Genomic DNA, 17,862 nt, shown 5'->3' with positions numbered 1-17,862 from the left:
GAACGGTGGTCACCACGCCTTCGTTGATTCGATCATGGGGCATCCGGCCGGCCCGGATCCCCCGGCTTGACCCGTTCGCCGTAGCGCGCGTCAAGGTACACGTGCGCGGCTCGTTCCTGCGGGCGAAAGTCCGCGTGGCCGTGGGGGCTCCCGGACGTGATCTTCCTAGCATCCGGTCACGTGATCAACGATCTTGGAAGTCTTCCGAAGCCCGCTGCCTCCCCGCCCGTGTTCGACGACCCGCACGGACACCGCCGCAGGATCGTGACCGTCGCGGGTGTGGTGGTGGGCCTGCTGTGCCTGTGCGTCCTCGCCATCGGCGGCAGCGTGCTCTACGCCGACCCCCAGCCTCCGGCGACGCACCCGGCCGAGGCCGTCGAAGCGCCGCCCCTGCCACGATGAAGGCGGTCTCGCCCCGCGGGCACTGGTGGCTCCTGGGGGGTGTCCTGGCGGTGTTCCTGTCCGCCCTCTTCCTGGCGACGTCGGTCCTGCGCGGCGTCGGCGTACCGAGCACCGTCCCGGAACGGCAACCGGGCGCCCTCGTACCGCAATCCGTCTCGGGCGGCGGACCCGTCGTCGACACCCGCGACGGCTCGCCCGTCAGCCTGGCCGTGCGTCCGGGCACGGTGGCACTCACCTTCGACGACGGCCCCGACCCCACCTGGACCCCGCAGATCATGCGCCTGCTGGCCGCCAGATCGGTCCCCGCCACGTTCTTCGTCGTCGGCCGGCACGTGGCCGAACACCCGGAGATCGTCCGCGCGCAGACCGCGGCCGGACACGAAGTCGGCCTGCACACCTTCACCCACACCGACCTGGCCACAGCACCGGTCTGGCGAATCCGCCTGGAACTCGCCGCCAGCCGCGCCGTCCTCGCCGGGGCCACCGGCACGAGTACGACGCTCCTGCGGCCGCCGTACTCCTCGATGCCCGACGCACTCAACGACCGCGACTGGCACGCAGCCCTGCGCACCGGCGCCCTCGGCTACCTGACCGTCCTGTCCACCCGCGACGGCCTCGACTGGGAGGCCCGCAGCGTTGCGGACATCATGCGCGGCGCCGTCCCGGAGGAGGGCCGCGGTGCCGTCGTTCTGCTGCACGACGCGGGCGGCGACCGTTCCAGGACGGTCGCCGCCCTGGGGCCGCTCATCGACTCCCTCAAGGCCCGCGGATACCGGTTCACCACGCTGTCCGACGCGGTCGGCCTGCCGCCCCAGACGGCACCGGTCAGCCGGTTCGACCACTGGTACGGCGTCGCCCTGATCGGCCTGGTCCAGGCGGCGGTTGCCGTACCGCCTGCCGCCGCGTGGCTGCTGTACGCCGTGGCACTGCTCACCGCCGCCCGCCTGCTCCTGCTCTCGGCCGCCTCGGCCGTTCACCGGAGGCACCGCGAAGTCCGGAACCCGGCCGGGCCCCTGCCCCGCGTCTCCGCGGTCGTTCCTGCCCACAACGAACAGGCGACCGTCGCCGCCTGTGTGCGCGCCCTGCTCGACGGCGGCTGCCCGGACATCGACGTCGTGGTGGTCGACGACGGCTCCACCGACGGGACCGCGGAGACGGCCCGCGCGGTGGCGGACCCCAGGGTGCGCGTGGTGACCCAGCCCAACCGGGGCAAGCCCGCCGCCCTGAACGCCGGAGTCGGCCACGCAGCACACGAGGTGATCGTGATGGTCGACGCGGATACCGTGGTCGCCCCCGGAGCGGTGGCACGGCTGGCCGCCGCCTTCACCGACCCGTCGGTGGGTGCGGTCGCCGGCAATACGAAGGTCGCCAACCGCGAGGGCCTGCTGCCCCTGTGGCAGCACCTGGAGTACGTGATGAGCTTCGGCCTGGAACGACGGCTCTTCGACCTGGCCGGTGCGAGCCCGACCGTTCCCGGGGCCATCGGAGCCTTCCGGCGGACGGCCCTGGACTCCTGCGGCGGCATCAGCGCCGACACCCTCGCGGAGGACACCGACATCGCCATGGCGCTGTGCCGGGCCGGCTGGCGCGTCGTCTACCGCAGCGACGCCCACGCCCGGACGCACGTACCGACGACCGTCCGCAGCCTCTGGCACCAACGCCACCGATGGGCGTACGGCACCCTGCAGTCCATCTGGAAACACCGCCGCGCCGTCCGGGAAACCGGCATCGCCGGCCGCCTCGGCCGCCGCACCCTGCCCTACCTGCTCCTCTTCCAGCTCGCCCTGCCGCTCGCCGCACCCCTCATGGACGCCGCCGCCCTGTACGGGCTCGCCTCCGGCACCACGCCCGTTCCCGCACTCACCTGGACCGGCTTCAGCCTCGCCCAACTCGTCCTCGCCGCCTACGCCCTGCGCACGGACGGCGAAGGCCTGCGCCACCTCTGGCTCGTCCCGCTCCAGCAGACCCTCTACCGCACGGCCCTGTGCCTGGTCACCATCCACGCCCTGGCCACGGCGGCACTCGGGGCAGGCCCCACATGGCACCGGCCGGCCGCCCGGGAACACACGACAGCACGCCCGGCAACGCCTCCACGCTCCGCACCACCTGCGCCTGGCCGGGCCCACAAGGCGTGGCGATCACGCCACATGACGATCTTGCGGTGGGACCGAGTGTCAGGACCTGGCAGACTGCCCGCATGTAGTTCCCCGCCCTCAGCGACAGACCGGCCGTCACCAGCCCGGTCACGGTCACGTTCGCCGTCGCGGGACCAAGGACGCGCCGGGCCGCAGACCTGACCCCGAACACCGGCTCGCCGCCTCGCCGCCTCGGCCCAGGCGAACCCGCAGAAGCCCGGGGCCTGCTGGGCCGCCGGCCCCACACGCGGCCCTGGGGAGATCGCGGTCGAGCCGGAACGCGAGCCGGAAGAGCTGGAAAGTTCGGTATGGAACTCACCCAGATACGCCTGTTGGTGTCCGACTTCCCCGCCGTTTACCGCTTCTACCGGGACGTGCTCGGCCTCAAGCCGCAGTTCGAGGCCGAGAACGGCCCCTACGCCAAGCTCATCCCCGACAGCGGACACGCCGCGATCGCGCTGCAGGCCCGGGCCCAGATGGCCGAGGTGCTGGAGCGGTTGGCGGCGGAGCCGGAGGGTTACCGCGCGCTGGTGGTGCTGCGGGTGGACGATCTGGACGCCGCCCACGCCGAGCTCACCTCGCGGGGGGTGCGGTTCACCCGAGACCCCGCCCCGTTGGGCGACCGCATACGGGTCGCCTACCTGGAGGACCCGGAAGGGAATCTGATCGAACTCCAGGAGTGGCTCGCGCTGCGCGAGCAGGCTGCCAACGCGCCGACGGAGGAGGTGTAGCGGCGGGGCATCCGCGGCCGAGCCTCGGTCGCCGGCGTGTGGGCGGTCGCGCACGCCATCGCAGCGTGGGCTGTGCGGGGCACGAGGGGTAGCGCGCTGGGAGGCTCTCGGCTGGGGGGCCCGCGGGTGAGAGCGAGGTGCCAGGCCTCACCCGGGCACGCCCTGTCGGCACGGCCACTCCCCCGCCCCCGCCAGCCGGGGTGGGGGAGGCAGGGGACGTCGCCCCGCCACCCGAACCGGCCGGGGTAGACGCCATCGGCCTCGGCCGGCTCGTACGCGCACAGCGGCCACCCGGCCCGAACGCGCCCCGCTCCGACATCAGCAGGACACCGTCCGCCAGCTCCAGCGGACTCCAGCCGCTCACGTTGCGGGCCGGCCGTCCAGCGGGCCGCCCATCAGCTCACGTAGGCGCGGCCCGGTACCGGACCGGGGTCAGGGTCATCCGGGTCCGACCCGTACACCCGGTCGGCGTCGAAACGCCCGGCGGCAGATGGTGACCGCGGATGTGAGTCGCGCGGACACAGGAGTCGCAGCGGCGCCTTATCCAGGTGGCCGACCGAGCAGGAGCACGCGATCAGCAACGGTGCGCCTTACCAACCCCGAGTGACGCTACCCGTTGCCTCGTTCCGGTCACCCGGAGGTGTCCGGGTGACCGGAAAGTCAGCGGGGAAGGCGGACCCCGGCTTTCAGCGCGTACGCTTGGCGTTCTGGGGGGAGACGACGCGGACGCCGGACCAGCTCTCGCCTACGCCGACGGCAGAGGCCCGCGACAGGCCGGCAGTGGCGACGGCCTCGGCGATCTCGGAGGGTTCGACATACCCGTCGCGGCCGGACTTCGGGGTAAGCACCCAGATCACCCCGTCTTCTGCCAGCGGGGTGACTGCATCGACGAGCGCGTCCGCCAGGTCGCCGTCGTCGCTCCGCCACCACAGCAGGACCATGTCGACGACATCGTCGACGTCCTCGTCGAGAAGCTCCGAGCCAATGCGCTCCTGAACCTCGGTCCGGACCTGTTCGTCGCAGTCCTCGCCGAACCCAACTTCCTGGACCACCAGGCCCACATCGATGCCGAGCCTGTCCGCGATACCCACCGTGCTTGTCATCTGGCATTCCCTTGTCGGTCGTGGGCAACCGTGCGGCCGCCGGCTCAAAGCTGATCAGCCCTGAGGCAGCAGAACGACGAGCCCAAGAACAAGACCACCCGAATGCGTCAGCATTCGTTTCCTCGTCGCCAAATCAAGACGGGGGGATGCGATCACTCCACCCACACGGCAGGACCGACCGTGGACGGCCCGGTAGGACTGCCCCCACAGCCCACTGGACGCCAAGGGCACCGGGCCTGGCCCGCGCACGCCATATCGGCACGAGCCGACCGCACCCAGGCCGGCTCGTGCGCGCAGCGGCCACCCGGCCCGAACGCGCCCCGCTCCGACATCAGCAGGACACCGTCCGGTCCTCGGTGTACACGCCGTCGCCTCCATGTCGGCCAGGCAGGCGTCGATCGTCCGGCTCCCGATGTCGGCCATCTCGTCATCGGTCGTGGGCCAGAGTCCGCCCCACACAGGCGGGCCGCGGGGTGCGGATGCTGCGGTGCGCTGCGCGGCCAAGGCTGGCAGCGTGGGCCGCCGACGGGGTGCCGCTCCATCACCGGGACGGTCGCATCCCCGCGTTCGGGGCACCAGGGAGGCCATCCGACCCCGACCGCAACTGGTCGATCACCCGTACCTCCCCCCACACCGCAAACGGCCCCGCCCCGGGTGCGGTCAGCCGGCGCACCAAGGAAACGACCGACCTCGTCAACAAAGTCCTGGCAGGCTTCCCCGCCTACGGGTTCTCCACCGGCGCGGTCATGGACCCCAACCGCATGGTCGCCTCACCCTCCTCCTGACCGCCTGCAGACCCTTGACCTGCGGAGATGGGGAGAACCCCTGTTATTGTGCGCCAATGTCAACGATCAAACAGTTCCAGGTGGCCTTCGACTGCGCGGAGCCTGTGCGCCTCGCCGCCTTCTGGTGCGAGGTGCTGGGGTACGTCATGCCGGCGGTCCCCGAGGGCTTCGCCACGTGGGAGGAGTGCTACGGCTCGCTGCCGCCCGAGGATACGGTCTACTTCGCGTGCACTGATCCCGCGGGTGTGGCTCCGCGCCTGCTCTTCCAGCGAGTTCCCGAAGGCAAGGTCGTCAAGAACCGGATGCATCTCGATGTACGGGCCGGCGCCGGGCTCGTTGGGGACGAGCGCCTGGCCACACTTGAGGCCGAATGCGCTCGGCTGATGGCGCTCGGTGCGAAGCACGTGCTGACGCAGCGCGCCGATGGCGTCAACGAGTCGTGCATCACGATGCAGGACATCGAGGGCAACGAGTTCTGCCTCGCCTGATTTCTCCTCCGAGACTGCGAGGTGGAGAGCGGTATCCGGCCTTGGGGAACATCGGGGCAGCCGATGTCGGCTGCCCCGCAAGGCCGGCCGTCGGCGGCCGGTCACCCTGTTACGGCAGAAGGTCCCCGGGATGGCCGAGCGGAGGCGGCCGCTCTGATCGTGCGGAGTCGGGCCGGCTCGCTGAGGGACGTGTTCGACCAGCGAAAACATCCATGCCGGGCATCGGCGTCAGGACCGGAGCCAGGATCCCTGTCGAGGTCGGTGACGGCAGCACCTCCCGACCGCAGGTCACCCCAGGACGAGCGGGCCTACAGGGCACGCACCACACCCAAGCCCGCCTCCGCCTCGCACACCGCCGGGCAGACGTCCGGCGGACACTCATCCCGTCCGTTCCAGTCGGCGCATCCATTCAGGCCGTAGTGCTTGCCGTCGATCCGGCCCTGCGCCTTGCTCGCGTCGGTGGCGTTGGACATGGTCGTGGCGGAGACGTACGCGTCGATCGGGGCGAGCTTGCTGTTGTAGACGAAGTTCGCCATGGTCGGGCCGTCGAACTCCAGCACGTCCGGCAGCTTGGCGGCGTCGGTGGCGGTGATGGTGATGGTCTTGGTGTAGTCGGCCTCGGGTATCAGCTTCAGCTCGACCTTGATGTCGTTCTGCGAGGAGTTGAAGGACCTCACCGCGCTCTGCAGCGCACTGGCCTCGCCCTTCTGACCCTGGTGGGCCCAGACGCTGATGGTGCCCCTGCCGCTCCCGGCCTCGGCGGAGGTAGCGGTACCGGTGCCCGAGCCGCAGGCGGCGAGCGCCACCAGGGGGGCCAAGGCCAGGCCCCTGCGAGGACCGCCCCCCACCTCAGGGGGCCCTGGACCCGCCGTGGCCCGCTCGGCCCGACCGGCGCCTACGCTCCGCGCGTGATCACCGCGCCCGACGGCTCCCGCGTCGTGCTGCACACCACGCCCCGCCGCGTCGGTCTCACCGACACCGGGGAGCGCTGCCGCGGCATGCTCACCCAGCCGAAGTCGCTCGTGGTGGAAGCCGATGCGGCTCCCCGCCTGGAATGGTGGCCCGGCCTGAACGCCTGGCTCGGCGAGGAGACCGACCGCCCCACCCTGCACGCCGTCGGCGACATCGGCATCACCGGGCCGGTCGAGATCACCCTGCGCACCGACACCCCGGACGGTGAGCGCCCCGCCCTCGCCGTCGGGTGCGACGGCAAGAACCTCTGGGTCACCGGCCCCGACGGGGCCCGACTCGGCGAAACCGTCCTGACCGGCCCCGCCGCCACCCTGCGGATCCTCACGATCGGCGAATACGTCGAGGTCTACGCCGACGGCGTGTTCGCCCTGACCACCCTGTGCTACTCCGGGAAACCTGCCCCGTGGACGGTCACCGCACAAGGCGGCCGACGCACGATTCCGGTCCGCCCGATCCGGCTGCCCGACCCGCACCGCGACGACGCCTCGGCCATCTGGCCCGGCCCCTCGACTCCCTGACGGGTGAGAACCCGCGCCCGCGGGGACGGTGAGATCCTCGGCCGCGCCCTCGGCGCCTCGGTGCCGGCGCCACCCGTCGGACAAGAGGGCGTATCTCCCGAGGTCAGAAGGCGTGGCATGATTCCCGAGTGGCTCCCGCGACCGGCTCCGAGTACGTACCGCCCGCTGAACGCACCGCTCTCGTCGACCTGTTGGCCGGTGTCCGGGCGGGCCGGGGCGGGGCGGTGGTCGTGCGCGGTGAGGCGGGCATCGGCAAGACGACGTTGCTGCGCCACGTCACCGACGGCCTGTCGGGTGTGCGGCTGCTGTGGGTGAACGGGGCGGAGTTCGAGGCTGACTTCGCGTACGCCGCCGTGCACCAGTTGACCTGGCCCCTGCACGAGCGGATCGGACAGTTGCCCGCTGCGCAGCGGGACGATCTGGCCGTTGCGCTGGGGCTGGGCAAGGGGGGTGCGCCGAGCCGTTTCGCCGTCGGCCTGGCCCTGTTGGGGCTGCTGTCGGATGCTGCGGGTGAGCAGCCCGTGGTGTGCGTGGTGGACGACGCGCAGTGGCTGGACCGGGCCTCGGCGCAGGTGCTGGCGTTCGTGGCCCGGCGGGTGGCGGACGAGTCGGTGGCGTTCGTGTTCGGGGTGCGCGACCCGCACCTCGTCGCGGAATTCGAAGGCCTGCCGGTGCTGACGCTGCCCCGGCTGTCCGACCGGGTGGCACGGCGGCTGCCGGCGTCCAGCCTGCCCGGTCCCTTGGACGACCAGGTGCGGGAGCGGATCCTGGCCGAGGCGCGGGGCAATCCGCTGGCGCTGCTGGAGCTGCCGCGTCGGCTCGGGCCCGCCGCGCTGGCGGGCGGCTTCGGGCTGCCGACGCCGGTCTCCCCGGCCAACCGGATCGAGCAGAGCTACCAGCAGCAGGTCTCCCTGCTCTCCCCGGACGCCCGGACCCTGCTGCTGGTGGCGGCCGCCGAACCGCTGGGGGATCCGGGGCTGCTGTGGCGGGCGGCGGACCTGCTGAGCGTGGCGCCGCAAGCGGGGCGGGAGGCCGAGGGGAGCGAGCTGATCGAGCTGGGCGGGCAGTCGCGCTTCCGGCATCCGCTGGTGCGCTCGGCGGTGTACACCGCCGCCTCCCCTGCGGAGCGCCGCCGCGTCCACGGGGCGCTCGCGGAGGCCACCGACCCGCTGACGGCGCCCGACCGGCGGGCGTGGCACCGCGCGCAGTCCCTGTCCCGGCCGGACGAGGAGGCGTCGACCGACCTGCTGCACTGCGCGGAGCGGGCCCGGCGCCGGGGCGGGGCCGCTGCCGAGGCTGCGTTCCTGGAGCAGGCCGCGATCCTGACGGCCGATCCGCGGCTGCGGGCCGAACGCGGTCTCGCCGCGGCCCGGGCCGCACTGGCGGCCGGCGCGTTCGAGAACGCGGTGAGGCTGGTGGAGGCCGCCGAGGGCGGCCCGATCGACACCGCCGGGCGGGTCCAGGCCCAACTCCTGCGCGGCCGCGCGGCGTTCTTCGGTGACGGCGCGGCGGACGCGGTCGGCAACCTGGTGGCGGCGGCCGCCCTCGACCCCGACCGGGCCCGCGTCCACCTGCTGGACGCCCTGCAGGCGGGCCTGGTGGTCGGCCGGTCCTCGCCCGCGGCGCGGGACGCCCTGGCGGCGGCCCGGCGGGCGCCCGCCCCGGCCGGTGAACGCTCCAGGGCGGACGGGCTGCTGGACGCGCTCGTCGGCTATCTCGACGGCGACCTCGCGACGGTGCCGGTGCTGCACGGACTGCTGTCCGAGGTGACCGACCCGCTGTGGGAGGGCCGGCTGTCGCTGGCCGCCCTGCTCGCCGTCGAGCTGTGGGACGTCACCCTGGAGGACCGGCTCGCCGGCCGGGCCGTGGACGCCGCGCGCACCGGCGGGACATTGATGGTCCTGCCGGTGGGCCTGTGGATGCAGGCGATGGCCGCCACCCAGCGCGGCGACCTGCTCGGGGCGGCGGCGCTGAACAGCGAGGCCGACGGCATAGCCGAAGCGACCGGCGTCCCGCCGCACTGGTACGGCCGGCTGTTCGCCGCCGCGGTGCGCGGGGTGGACGCGGAGGCGCGGCCCCTGTTCGAGCGGGTGCTGGCCGAGTCACACGCCCGGCGCAAAGGCATGCTGACGGCGACCGTCCACGCGGCGGCGGCCCTGCACACCAACGGCACGGCCGACCACCGGGCGGCCCTGGCCTCGGCCCGGCTGGCCGTCGCCGACGGCGAGCTGGGGATCTCCAGCCTCGCCCTGCCCGAGCTCATCGAGGCGGCCGTCCGGTGCGGCGAGCGGGACACCGCCCAGGAGGCGTTCGCACGGCTGTCGCGGCACGCGTCGGCGGCGGGCACCGACTGGGCGCTGGGCGTGCGCGCCGCGCTCGCCGCCCTGCTCTCGGACGACCCGGAGGACCTCCACGTCGAGGCGGTGGCCCGGCTGGACGCCACCGGCTTGCGGGTGTGGCACGGCCGCGCCCTGCTGCACCAGGGCGCGTGGCTGCGCCGCGACGGCCGCCGCGGGCAGGCCCGCGAGGCGCTGCGCACCGCTCACGGTCTGTTCACCGCGATGGGCGCGGAGGGCTTCGCCGAACGGGCCCGGCTGGAGCTGGCAGCCACCGGTGAACAGGCCCGGCCCGCCGAGCTCGGCGCGGTGGAACTGCTGACGGGTCAGGAGCTGAACATCGCCCGCCTGGTGGCGACCGGCGCGACCTCGCGGGAGGTCGCCGACCGGCTGTTCCTGAGCCCGCGCACCATCGACGCCCACCTGCGCAGCGTGTTCCGCAAGCTCGGCGTCACCTCGCGCCGCCAGCTCGCCGACGCGCTCGGCCGGAACGCCTGAGCGCCGGCCGGCTCACTTAGGCAGCCGCCTAGGCGACTTTCGCCGATGAGGGCACCGGGGCGGTCGGACCAGACTCGGGGGCATGAAGAACACGCCCTCGGGCATCGACCGGGCCGCCCCGGTCGTCGCCCGCCGTGAGCTGTCGATCCGGGCCCCGGCCCCCGCCGTCTGGGCTCTGCTGACGTACGTGCCCGGCTGGCCGACCTGGCAACCGGACATCGCCGAGGCCCGCGCCCTGACCCCGCTGACGCCGGGCGCGGTGTTCCACTGGCGCACCGGCGGTGTGGACATCGCCTCCACCGTGTACGCGGTGGACGCGCCCCGGCTCGTTCTCTGGGGCGGCCGCTCTCAGGGCATCACCGCCGTCCACCGATGGACGTTCACGCCTTCGTCCAGGGCCACCCTCGTCGTCACCGAGGAGTCCTGGGACGGTGAGCCCGTACGGGCCGATGCCGCCGCCGTCGCCCAGGCACTGGACCGCTCCCTCGCGCAGTGGCTGCTGCACCTGAAGTCCGCCTCCGAGCGCGCCGCGCGCTGACGCCCACCGCGCCGTTCCCCTCCCACCGGCCCGCTTCCCACCGTCCCGTTCCCGGAGTTCCCATGCCCAGTACGCGCCGTGGCACCGTCCTTGCGGTGCTGGCCGCCGCCCAGTTCACCGTCATGCTGGCCACCTCGATCGTGAACGTCGCCCTGCCGCAGATCCGTGACGGCGTCGGTCTGTCCGACTCCGCCACCACCTGGGTCGTCAACGCCTACGGCCTGGCGTTCGGGGCGCTGCTGCCGGCCGGCGGGCGGGCCGCCGACCTGCTGGGACGGCGCCGCGTTCTGCTCACCGGTCTCGCCGCCTTCGCGGCTGCCTCCGCCGTCGCCGCGCTGGCCGCCTCGCCCGGTGTCCTGATCGCCGCGCGGGCCGTCCAGGGAGCCGGGGCGGCGGCCGTCGCTCCGGCCGCCCTCGCCCTCGCGGTGGGCCTGTACCCCCCGGGTAAGGCCCGCGGCCGGGCGCTGGCGGTCTGGGGCGCGGTCTCCGGTGCGGGCGGGGCGGCGGGAGTGCTGCTCGGCGGGCTGCTGACCCGGGCATGGGGCTGGCCGTGGATCTTCCACACGGTGGCGATCGGCGGCTGCGCGGTGCTCGCGGCGACGGCCGCGTACGTCCCGGCGGCGGGCCCGGTGCAACGCGTCGGGTTCGACTGGGCCGGGACAGCCACCAGCGCCCTCGCTCTGACCGCCCTGGTGTGGGCTCTGACCACGGCCCGCCGCTCGGGCTGGACGGACCCCTGGGTGCTGGCCGCGGGCGGCGCCGCCGCCGTGCTCGCCGTGGCGTTCTGGCGGATCGAGTCCACCAGCGCCGCCCCACTGGTGCCGCCGCGGCTGTTCGCCGCCCGCGACGTGACGGTCGGCAACCTGCTGACCGGACTGTTCGGCTCCGTGTGGATCGCCCTGTTCTTCTTCCTGCCGCTCTACCAGCAGCAGGTCCTCGGCGAGGACCCGCTGACCACCGGCCTGGGCCAGCTCCCCCTCGCCGTCGCGAACATGCTCGGCGCGGCCCTCGCCCCCACCCTGGTCCGCCGGGTCGGCGCCCGCATCGCACTGGTCGCAGCGCTGCTGACCGAGGCGGCCGGAATGCTGTGGCTGTCCCGCATCGGCGCCGACGGCACCTTCCCCACCGACGTGCTCGGCCCCAGCGTCCTGGTCGGACTCGGTCTGAGCGTCGCCTTCGTCCAGCTCACCGGCCTGTCCGTGGCCGGCGTCGCCGGACCGGACACGGGCCTGGCGGGCGGCCTGGCCAACACCACCCGGCAGGTCGGCGGCGCCGTCGGACTCGCCGTCCTGACCACCGTCGCCGGATCCGTCACCAGCAGCGCGGCCCGCCACCAACCGCACCTGGAGGCACTGACCGCCGGCTACCGCACCGCCTTCGCCCTGGGCGCCGCCGTCCTGGCCGCCACCGCGCTGCTCGCCGCCCTGCTGGTGCGCCGCACGCCCGCCGCCGACCGGCCGCACCACGCGCCCGCCCCGGAGCCCGCCTCCCCGGGCCGACCCTGACCACCCGACGCCCCTTCCCCTCCCTGCCCACCCCGCATCGAAAGGAACTGCCGTGCTCACCATCGACGAGAGCGCACCCGTCATCGTCCGCCTGTCCACCGAGATCAACGCCCCGCTGGAGCGCGTCTGGGCCCTGCACACCGGCATCGACGACTGGCCGGTCTGGAACCCCGACATCGACCAGGCCCGCCTGCAGGGCCCGCTCGCCGAGGGGGCCTCGTTCACCTGGCGCACCCACGGACTGGAGATCACCTCCACCGTCCGCGAACTGGTGCCCGGCGCCCGGATCGTCTGGGGCGGCCCCGCGAGCGGCATCGACGGCGTCCACGTGTGGACCTTCGAGCAGGCCGGCGACCGGGTCACCGTCCGCACCGAGGAGTCCTGGAGCGGCGCGCCCGTCGACGCCGCCACCGACCAGCTCGCCGCCGCCCTGCGCACCTCCCTGGAGGACTGGCTCACCTGCCTCAAGAACCGCGCCGAGAAGCCCTCCTGACCTCCCCTCCCTCCGCCCCTCACCGAACCGAAGAGACCCGAGGACCGCGAACATGACCGCCAAGCCCTACCTGACCGGCCACTACGAGCCCGTCGCCGACGAACTGACCGCCACCGACCTGACCGTCGACGGCACCCTCCCGCCGGAACTCACCGGGCGCCTGATCCGCAACAGCCACAACCCCAAGCCCGGCGTCACCCCCACCCACTGGTTCAAGGGCAGCGGCATGGTGCACGGCATCCGGCTGCGCGAGGGCCGCGCCGAGTGGTACCGCAACCGCTGGATACAGACCCCCGCGCTGGACGGCGCCCCCTACATGACCGAGCACGGCCCGGACCTGACCGCCTCCACCGCCGGCACCCACGTCATCGAGCACGCCGGCCGCCTGCTCGCCCTGTGCGAGGCCAACTTCCCCTTCGAACTCACCCCCGGCCTCGACACCGTCGGCCCCTACGACTTCGACGGCACGTTGCGCAGCGCGATGACCGCGCACCCCAAGAGCGACCCCGTCACCGGCGAGCTGCACTTCTTCGGCTCCTCGCCCTTCCCCCCGTACCTGGTGTACTACGTCGCCGACGCGGACGGGCACATCACCCACAGCGCCGAGGTCCCCGGCGCCGGCGCCGCGCTCAAGCACGACTTCGCCGTCACCCGCAACCACGTGGTCTTCGTGGAGGGCACCGTCACCTTCGACCCCACCGAGCACTCCGGCATCCCCTACTCCTGGCAGGACGAGCAGCCCGCCCGGATCGGCGTCATGCCGCGCGGGGCGCAGGGCACCGCCGCGATCCGCTGGTTCCCGATCGAGCCCGGCAACATGCTGCACGTCGCCAACGCCTACGAGGACACCCACGGCCGCATCGTGCTGGAGGGCCCCACCGTCGACCGCGAGGGTTTCCGGCTCTCCTGGAACTGGTGGGTCGGCGCCCCCGGCCGCGGCAGCGAACCCAACACCCGCTCCTACAACCGCCGCTGGACCGTCGACCTGAGCACGGGACGGGTCGACGAGCGGGTCATCGACGACCTCGCCATCGAGTTCCCCACCCTCAACGAGGACTACCTCGGCGTCGAGAACCGCTACCAGTACGCCGTCTCCTTCCCCGACCAGCACGGCTTCGGCGGCTACGGCGTCGTCAAGTACGACCGCGCCACCGGCGGGCGCCGCATCCACCAGGCCGGCGACGCCCGGCTGCCCAGCGAGGCGGTGTTCGTCCCCGCAGCCGGCGCCACCCGCGAGGACGACGGCTACCTCCTCACCGTCGTCTCCGACCTCAAGCAGGACGCCTCCCAGCTGCTCGTCCTGGACGCTGCCGGCCTCGACACGATCGCCACCGTCCACCTCCCGCGCCGCGTCACCGCCGGCATCCACGGCTCCTGGATCCCCGACGCCCACCTCTGACCCCACCCGAGCGGTCCCCCGGGGCGCTCCGCCCCGGGGCCTGCCGGACGCCGGATGCCGGTTCAGGCGGTCGCCGACCGGAGCTGGTGCGGCATGTTCCAGCCCTCAGCGAGTCTCGACGGATGGACGTTGCGTCCCCCGCCGAAGAACTCGCAGAACTTCATGATCAGCGGGTCCCAGCCGAGCGGGTCCACGTACTGCGTCCCCGGGATGACCAGGTTTTCCTCGACATGGGCGCGAAGGACCTCGACTTCGAAGGCGGTGGCATGCGGTTCGGGACCGCCGAAGGGATGGGCCGCGACGACCCTGCATTCCAGCTGGACCGGGCATTGCGCAACCCTGGGAGCCCGGACGAGGTCCGATGCCTGCTCCGTCAGCCGCGCGGCCGAGAACTTGTCCGGCTCGTACCGGTAGCCCTGCTTCTCCTTGTAGTCGGGCATGGCCGGCTTTCCGGTGGTGAGCGCGATCCGGTCGACGGCATCGACCATCGCCGACGAGGGCAGATTGAGCACGCATTCGCCTTCCCGCAGCAGGTTGGCGGTGGTCTGGGCGTTGTTGCCGAGACCGAGCATGCAGGACTGGTCCAGCCACCACGCCGAGGACATCGGCGCGAGGTTCGCTGTGCCGTTCTCGTTGAGTGAGCTGATCAGGACGACCGGCGTTCCGAAGTACAGGACCTTGAGCCCGGGGACGACATGCATGCGCTGTTCCTTTCGCGAAGCATCAGACGGACAGGTCCGCGATCAGGAACACGAACCGCCGCTGACTCTCTCGCGAGCGGGACGCCAACTCTGGCGGGAATACGACATCAGGTTCGGGGCGACCAGAGTGCCGGGCCGTCCGGTGAGGGCGGAGCGGTGGTGGCCGTCGGCGCGGCTCGGCGGCGGCCAGCGCTTCCTCGTCCGCCATGGCCGCCGCGACCTTGGCCTCGGCACCCGCCGGCATCGACCAGGCCCGCCGCGTGGTCGACAACGGCAACGGCGGGGTCTGGGGCAGCGGCCATCACGACTTCCAGGGCCAGTGCGCGTCGAGCCGGGCCCGAGGCATCCGGTGAGCCAGGCCCTCCCGGAGCGGAGCAGCGTCGAAGTGGGCGTCCTCGTCCCGTCCGTAGAGGTCGCCCGGCAGTTCGTGCGGGGTGAGATTCACCGAGGCAGCCCTTCTTCGCCAAGAGGGTCAAGATCCAGGATCCACCCGCCCGGCTTCATCCTACGGGTGGCTGTCCTATGGTCAGCTGTCCCTGTCGAAGCCGGCGACTCCCACCGACCGCGAGTCGGCCGGTGGACTGGACCGGCCCACGCCACCCCGGACAGTCCGGGACCGTTGGTGGGGCGTTGGATCTTCAGCGGCGGGCATCCGGACCGTCTGGAGACAGCCTCCGCCAGCCCAGGGAAGGAACCCACCATGTCTGCTGCGCTCTCCGACGACCTGCGGAAGATCATCGACGACACGCCTGTCTTCGCGACCGTTGCCACCATCCAGCCGGACGGCAGCCCGCAGCTGTCCGTCACCTGGCTCGCCCGAGACGGCGACGACCTGCTGTTCTCCACGACCGTCGGTCGCCGCAAGGAGACCAACCTGCGCAGGGACCCCCGGGTAGCCGTCATGATCAACCCCGCGAACGCGCCCTACACCTATGCCGAGATCCGAGGTCACGCCACCATGACCACGGAAGGCGGACAGGAACTGATCAACGAACTGTCACGCAAGTACACGGGCAAGGACTACGCGGACTTCAACCCGGCATCGGCCGACGACGCCCAACGGGTCGTGGTCCGCATCACCCCCAGGAAGGTCGTCGGCTCCCTCTGAGCAGACCCATCCACCGGGGCCCGCCCGGCGCCCCACCTCGCTCGCCCGACCGGTGCATCCGGCTGCTCCACGACACCGGCTGCACCGGTCGGGAGTCGGCGGAGCGGACAAGACCCCGCAACACCCGTGCGCGGTTTGCCACATCCCCGAGACTGATTCCTGCCTCGGTACTGGCGTGGCTGGGCGGTCGGCGTCACGCGTGCCGGCTCAGCGCCCGCAGCGCCAGCCGACCGCACAGCACCGCGAGCGGGAGCTCGGCCCCGAACGCCATGGCGGCCGCGGTGGCGAAGTCGCCGCCCGGGGCCGCGGTCGTAGTGTCAAACCAGGCGTCCACCACCAGCAGCGTCGCCGTCGCGGCGGCTGCCAGGGCGTGCCGCCGGTCGCCGCGGGCGGCGAGGAGGCCGGTGGCGATCAGGCCGAGCGCCTCCAACGCGTCGAGCCCGACCCAGGCGCCCGGCCAGTGCGCCGCGGTCGCGGTGGCCGGCAAGCCGGTGGCCAGCACGTACAGCCACGGCAGCAGGGCGAGCCCGCAGGCGACCAGCAGCCCTCCGGCCCGCCGCAGGCCCCGCGCCGTGCGCGGCTCCTCTGCCTCTTCGCGGAGGGGGATCACCTCGCCGTGGTCGAAGCCCTCGGCACCGGCCCCTTCGTCATTGCACAACACCAGGTGACGCATCGTCTTCCCCTGCTCCCCGCCGGCTCTCCCTTTCATGTGCTCCACCCTGCGCCGCACACCAGGGCGCCGTCAGTCACGCAGGGCTCCGACCCAGGGTGGAGACAAGTACACCCCTGAACCGGGGGGGAGCGTCATGGCACGGGGATGGCCTGCGGCTTTACCGTGTGCCGCATGCAGCTCACGACGTGGCTACGGCTGGTCCCGGGCCGTCCGTTCCGCAGGGCGGGACACCGGATCGCGCTGGTCGCCGCCGGCCTGCCGCTCCACCTCGCCGTGGTGCCACTGTGGCTCTGGCTGCTCGGCACGATGGCGGCGTTGGTGCCGGCCGTGACTCCTCTGCCCGTACTGCTCACGCTCGTGATGACACCCCTGCTGACCGCCGGGCAGCGGCGGCGCTACCGGGCGCTCGTCGGCAAGGAGCTCCCGCGCCCGGCCCTCCCCGGGCCGGGACGCAACTGGAAGTCGGTAGTGCGCTGGCTGACCGCTCGGACCTTGTGGCGGCAGGCCTGTTACCACGCCGCGGCGGGTCCGCTGTTCGCCGTCCTGGAGCTCGCCGTCCTCGCCGTCTGGGCCGCCGCTCTCGTGTCCGCCTCCCTCTTCGTGTGGATCTGGGCGCTGCCCCCGCAGTGGCAGGTCGCCTACCTCGGGTACACCACGCAGGCCGCGTACATCACCGCCGGTGGCCTCGCCCTGCTGTTCCTCGGGCCCCGGGTGACCGGCGCTCTGGTGCGGCTGGAGAGCCGGGCGGCCGAGGTCCTGCTCGGCCCCAGCCACACGGAGAAGCTGGCCCGCCGGGTCGCCGACCTCGCCGAGAGCCGAGCCGGCGTGCTCGACGCCGCCGACGCCGAGCGGCGGCGGATCGAGCGCGACCTGCACGACGGCGCCCAGCAGCGCCTCGTCTCACTCGCCGTCAACCTCGGCCTGGCCAGGTCCACCCTCGGCGACCTGCCGGAGAACGCCCGCAAGGTGATCGACGAGGCGCACCGCGAGGCGAAGGAGGCGATCGCCGAGCTGAACAACCTGGTCCGCGGCCTGCATCCGGCCGTCCTTGAGGACCGCGGTCTCGACGCGGCACTGTCAGGGGTCGCCGCCCGCCTCCCGATCCCGGTGCGCCTGGCGGTGGACCTGCCGCAGCGCCCCTCACCCACGGTCGAGGCCGTCGCGTACTTCGTGGTCTCCGAGGCCTTGACGAATGTGGTCAAACACGCCCGGGCGACCCGGGCGGACGTGACCGTGGAGCGGGCAGGAGAGACACTGCTGGTGGTCGTCGCGGACGACGGAGCGGGCGGCGCGGATCTCGCGTCGGCCGGCGGCACCGGGCTCGCCGGGCTCGCCAAGCGCGTCGCGTCCGTCGACGGCACGTTCTCCTGCCGCAGCCCCGCCGGGGGCCCGACGGTCATCACCGTGCAGCTGCCATGCGCTCCGGGATCGCCGCGGATGCCCTCCGGGTGCGCACTGGCGTAGTCAGGTCTTCGAG

General features: G+C 73.0%; 17 protein-coding genes. 12 read left to right on the top strand and 5 right to left on the bottom strand.

Annotation, left to right across the window (positions count from 1 at the left end; translation table 11 throughout):
* Window positions 1–180 precede the first annotated feature (180 nt).
* From WDV06_RS04630 to WDV06_RS04620, 3 genes are all read left to right on the top strand, one after another.
* Window positions 181–402: a hypothetical protein gene (locus WDV06_RS04630; RefSeq protein ID WP_395508314.1), complete on the top strand. Its 222-nt coding sequence runs from the start codon at window positions 181–183 to the stop codon at window positions 400–402.
* Window positions 399–2,699 (top strand): bifunctional polysaccharide deacetylase/glycosyltransferase family 2 protein, encoded by a 2,301-nt coding sequence (locus WDV06_RS04625; protein WP_395508313.1) that lies wholly within the window; start codon window positions 399–401, stop codon window positions 2,697–2,699. The genes WDV06_RS04630 and WDV06_RS04625 overlap by 4 nt, the downstream gene beginning before the upstream one ends.
* A gap of 146 nt (window positions 2,700–2,845) precedes the next feature.
* On the top strand, window positions 2,846–3,268 hold the full coding sequence (locus WDV06_RS04620) for a VOC family protein (protein WP_395508312.1): 423 nt from the start codon (window positions 2,846–2,848) through the stop codon (window positions 3,266–3,268).
* A 686-nt stretch (window positions 3,269–3,954) separates the two neighbouring features.
* Here WDV06_RS04620 and WDV06_RS04615 read toward each other — a convergent pair.
* Window positions 3,955–4,371 carry a DUF3052 domain-containing protein gene (locus WDV06_RS04615; protein WP_395508311.1) on the bottom strand — a complete coding sequence of 139 codons (417 nt, stop codon included), beginning with the start codon at window positions 4,369–4,371 and terminating at the stop codon, window positions 3,955–3,957.
* Window positions 4,372–5,212: 841 nt separating this feature from the next.
* Here WDV06_RS04615 and WDV06_RS04610 point away from each other — a divergent pair.
* A complete protein-coding gene (locus WDV06_RS04610; protein WP_395508310.1) occupies window positions 5,213–5,644 on the top strand; it encodes a VOC family protein in 432 nt (143 codons plus the stop codon).
* A gap of 308 nt (window positions 5,645–5,952) precedes the next feature.
* Here the strand turns inward: WDV06_RS04610 and WDV06_RS04605 are convergent, their stop codons facing one another.
* A complete protein-coding gene (locus WDV06_RS04605) occupies window positions 5,953–6,462 on the bottom strand; it encodes an ABC transporter substrate-binding protein (protein WP_395508309.1) in 510 nt (169 codons plus the stop codon).
* Between the two features lie 90 nt (window positions 6,463–6,552).
* Here WDV06_RS04605 and WDV06_RS04600 point away from each other — a divergent pair, with 90 nt between their 5' ends.
* The 6 genes from WDV06_RS04600 (at window position 6,553) to WDV06_RS04575 (ending at window position 13,903) form a co-directional block, all read left to right on the top strand.
* Window positions 6,553–7,134, top strand: coding sequence for a hypothetical protein (locus WDV06_RS04600; RefSeq protein WP_395508308.1), 582 nt, complete (start codon window positions 6,553–6,555; stop codon window positions 7,132–7,134).
* 128 nt (window positions 7,135–7,262) lie between these two features.
* On the top strand, window positions 7,263–9,968 hold the full coding sequence (locus WDV06_RS04595; protein WP_395508307.1) for an AAA family ATPase: 2,706 nt from the start codon (window positions 7,263–7,265) through the stop codon (window positions 9,966–9,968).
* A gap of 82 nt (window positions 9,969–10,050) precedes the next feature.
* Complete coding sequence (locus WDV06_RS04590; RefSeq protein WP_395508306.1) at window positions 10,051–10,506, top strand: SRPBCC family protein; 456 nt, start codon at window positions 10,051–10,053, stop codon at window positions 10,504–10,506.
* 62 nt (window positions 10,507–10,568) lie between these two features.
* Window positions 10,569–12,011 (top strand): MFS transporter, encoded by a 1,443-nt coding sequence (locus WDV06_RS04585; RefSeq protein ID WP_395508305.1) that lies wholly within the window; start codon window positions 10,569–10,571, stop codon window positions 12,009–12,011.
* A 52-nt stretch (window positions 12,012–12,063) separates the two neighbouring features.
* On the top strand, window positions 12,064–12,504 hold the full coding sequence (locus tag WDV06_RS04580) for an SRPBCC family protein (RefSeq protein ID WP_395508304.1): 441 nt from the start codon (window positions 12,064–12,066) through the stop codon (window positions 12,502–12,504).
* 52 nt (window positions 12,505–12,556) lie between these two features.
* A complete protein-coding gene (locus WDV06_RS04575; RefSeq protein WP_395508303.1) occupies window positions 12,557–13,903 on the top strand; it encodes a carotenoid oxygenase family protein in 1,347 nt (448 codons plus the stop codon).
* 62 nt (window positions 13,904–13,965) lie between these two features.
* Here WDV06_RS04575 and WDV06_RS04570 read toward each other — a convergent pair whose 3' ends face one another.
* Together WDV06_RS04570 and WDV06_RS04565 are read right to left on the bottom strand one after the other, a co-directional pair.
* Window positions 13,966–14,604: a flavin reductase family protein gene (locus tag WDV06_RS04570; protein WP_395508302.1), complete on the bottom strand. Its 639-nt coding sequence runs from the start codon at window positions 14,602–14,604 to the stop codon at window positions 13,966–13,968.
* A gap of 301 nt (window positions 14,605–14,905) precedes the next feature.
* Window positions 14,906–15,049 carry a hypothetical protein gene (locus WDV06_RS04565; protein ID WP_395508301.1) on the bottom strand — a complete coding sequence of 48 codons (144 nt, stop codon included), beginning with the start codon at window positions 15,047–15,049 and terminating at the stop codon, window positions 14,906–14,908.
* Window positions 15,050–15,304: 255 nt separating this feature from the next.
* Between WDV06_RS04565 and WDV06_RS04560 the strand changes: the two genes are divergently transcribed.
* The gene (locus WDV06_RS04560) at window positions 15,305–15,712 is read left to right on the top strand and encodes a PPOX class F420-dependent oxidoreductase (protein ID WP_395508300.1); all 408 of its coding nucleotides are present in this window, start codon (window positions 15,305–15,307) and stop codon (window positions 15,710–15,712) included.
* A 193-nt stretch (window positions 15,713–15,905) separates the two neighbouring features.
* Here WDV06_RS04560 and WDV06_RS04555 read toward each other — a convergent pair whose 3' ends face one another.
* On the bottom strand, window positions 15,906–16,421 hold the full coding sequence (locus WDV06_RS04555; protein WP_395508299.1) for a hypothetical protein: 516 nt from the start codon (window positions 16,419–16,421) through the stop codon (window positions 15,906–15,908).
* A 135-nt stretch (window positions 16,422–16,556) separates the two neighbouring features.
* On the opposite strand from WDV06_RS04555, the gene WDV06_RS04550 reads away from it, so the two are divergent.
* On the top strand, window positions 16,557–17,849 hold the full coding sequence (locus WDV06_RS04550; protein ID WP_395508298.1) for a sensor histidine kinase: 1,293 nt from the start codon (window positions 16,557–16,559) through the stop codon (window positions 17,847–17,849).
* The last annotated feature ends 13 nt before the right edge of the window (window positions 17,850–17,862 follow it).

The organism is Streptomyces racemochromogenes, from assembly GCF_044129415.1.
In the GTDB taxonomy this organism is placed as follows: domain Bacteria; phylum Actinomycetota; class Actinomycetes; order Streptomycetales; family Streptomycetaceae; genus Streptomyces; species Streptomyces racemochromogenes_A.
Note: the sequence above shows the minus strand (reverse complement) of the source record. Positions and strands in the feature narration are given on the sequence as shown.

Bases quoted from the DNA above. Each gene is read 5' to 3' on its own strand.
- WDV06_RS04625 (WP_395508313.1), top strand. From the start codon at position 399: ATGAAGGCGGTCTCGCCCCGCGGGCACTGGTGGCTCCTGGGGGGTGTC.
- WDV06_RS04620 (WP_395508312.1), top strand. From the start codon at position 2,846: ATGGAACTCACCCAGATACGCCTGTTGGTGTCCGACTTCCCCGCCGTT.
- WDV06_RS04615 (WP_395508311.1), bottom strand. From the start codon at position 4,371: ATGACAAGCACGGTGGGTATCGCGGACAGGCTCGGCATCGATGTGGGC.
- WDV06_RS04610 (WP_395508310.1), top strand. From the start codon at position 5,213: ATGTCAACGATCAAACAGTTCCAGGTGGCCTTCGACTGCGCGGAGCCT.
- WDV06_RS04590 (WP_395508306.1), top strand. From the start codon at position 10,051: ATGAAGAACACGCCCTCGGGCATCGACCGGGCCGCCCCGGTCGTCGCC.
- WDV06_RS04585 (WP_395508305.1), top strand. From the start codon at position 10,569: ATGCCCAGTACGCGCCGTGGCACCGTCCTTGCGGTGCTGGCCGCCGCC.
- WDV06_RS04575 (WP_395508303.1), top strand. From the start codon at position 12,557: ATGACCGCCAAGCCCTACCTGACCGGCCACTACGAGCCCGTCGCCGAC.
- WDV06_RS04570 (WP_395508302.1), bottom strand. From the start codon at position 14,604: ATGCATGTCGTCCCCGGGCTCAAGGTCCTGTACTTCGGAACGCCGGTC.
- WDV06_RS04560 (WP_395508300.1), top strand. From the start codon at position 15,305: ATGTCTGCTGCGCTCTCCGACGACCTGCGGAAGATCATCGACGACACG.
- WDV06_RS04555 (WP_395508299.1), bottom strand. From the start codon at position 16,421: ATGAAAGGGAGAGCCGGCGGGGAGCAGGGGAAGACGATGCGTCACCTG.
- WDV06_RS04550 (WP_395508298.1), top strand. From the start codon at position 16,557: ATGCAGCTCACGACGTGGCTACGGCTGGTCCCGGGCCGTCCGTTCCGC.